At 37.4% G+C, this 1,285-nt stretch carries 1 protein-coding gene; it reads left to right on the top strand.

Features of this window, described 5'->3' with window-relative positions; translation table 11 throughout:
- Nucleotides 1-1,285 (top strand): putative Ig domain-containing protein (locus tag F1592_RS13210; protein WP_188294698.1); only part of this gene is annotated, 1,285 nt, incomplete at both ends.

Genomic DNA, 1,285 nt, shown 5'->3' with positions numbered 1-1,285 from the left:
CAATTATTGGAACGCCAACGAAAGTCGGAAGTTATCCAATTACAGTGATATCAACAGATGCCGACGGCAACGAAACGGAAACAAGTTTCACAATTACAGTGCAAGATACGACGGCACCAACAGTGAAAGCGATTGGAAATCAAATAGTTGAAGTTAACACTGCAATCAACCCAATTACAATCGATGCGACAGATAACAGTGGTCAACCTGTAACAATTAGTGTTAGTGGCTTACCGGCGGGTGTAACGTTTAATCCAGAAACAAATACAATCAGTCGTCTTTCTGTATTGAAAAAAGTAAGAGCATTTATTGCTAATGCAGACAATGGTAATGAACCAAATACAATCAATGGGACACCAACAAAAGTTGGAATTTATCCAGTTACAGTGACAATTACAGATGCATCTGGTAATAAAACTACAATGAAATTCACAATTACTGTTCAAGATACTGTTTCACCAATTGTGTCACCGATTGGAAATCAAACAAAAGAAATTAATGCAGCGATTGATCCAATTACAATCGATGCGACAGATAATAGTGGTCAACCAGTGACAAACAAAGTCACAGGCCTACCAACAGGTGTAACGTATAATCCAGAAACAAATACAATTAGTGGAACACCAACGAAAGTCGGAAGCTATCCAATTACAGTGATAACAACAGATGACTACGGTAATGAAACAGAAACAAGCTTCATAATTACAGTGCAAGACACGACGGCACCAACAGTGAAAGCGATTGGAAACCAAACAAAAGAAATCAATACAGCGATTGATCCAATTACAATCGACGCGACTGATAACAGTGGTCAACCAGTGACAAACAAAATCACAGGTCTACCAACAGGTGTAACGTATAATCCAGAAACAAATACAATTAGTGGTATACCAACGAAAGTCGGAAGCTATCCAATTACAGTGACAACTACAGATACCGACGGTAATGAATCTACAACAAGTTTCACAATTACAGTCCATGACACGACCGCACCAATTGTGGCACCAATTGACAATCAAACAAAAGAAGTGAACACATCAATTAGTCCAATTAAGATAGATGTGAAAGATAATAGTGGTCTTCCAGTAAAAATTAATGTAATTGGACTTCCTGAGAGTGTTACATTTGATTCAGAAACAAATACAATCTATGGAACACCAAGTATAGTTGGAAGTTACGAAGTTACAGTAATAGCAACAGATGCCAATGGTAATGAAGTTACAACAGCCTTTAATATTATGATTACTGACAAAGTTAATTCAGATAGTACAAGCACATCAGAAAG

Origin of the sequence: Staphylococcus sp. GDX7P312P (genome assembly GCF_008385775.1) — a bacterium.
GTDB classification, from domain to species: Bacteria; Bacillota; Bacilli; order Staphylococcales; family Staphylococcaceae; genus Staphylococcus; species Staphylococcus haemolyticus.
The sequence above is the reverse complement of the archived record's forward strand: the minus strand, read 5'-3'. Positions and strand labels throughout refer to the sequence as shown.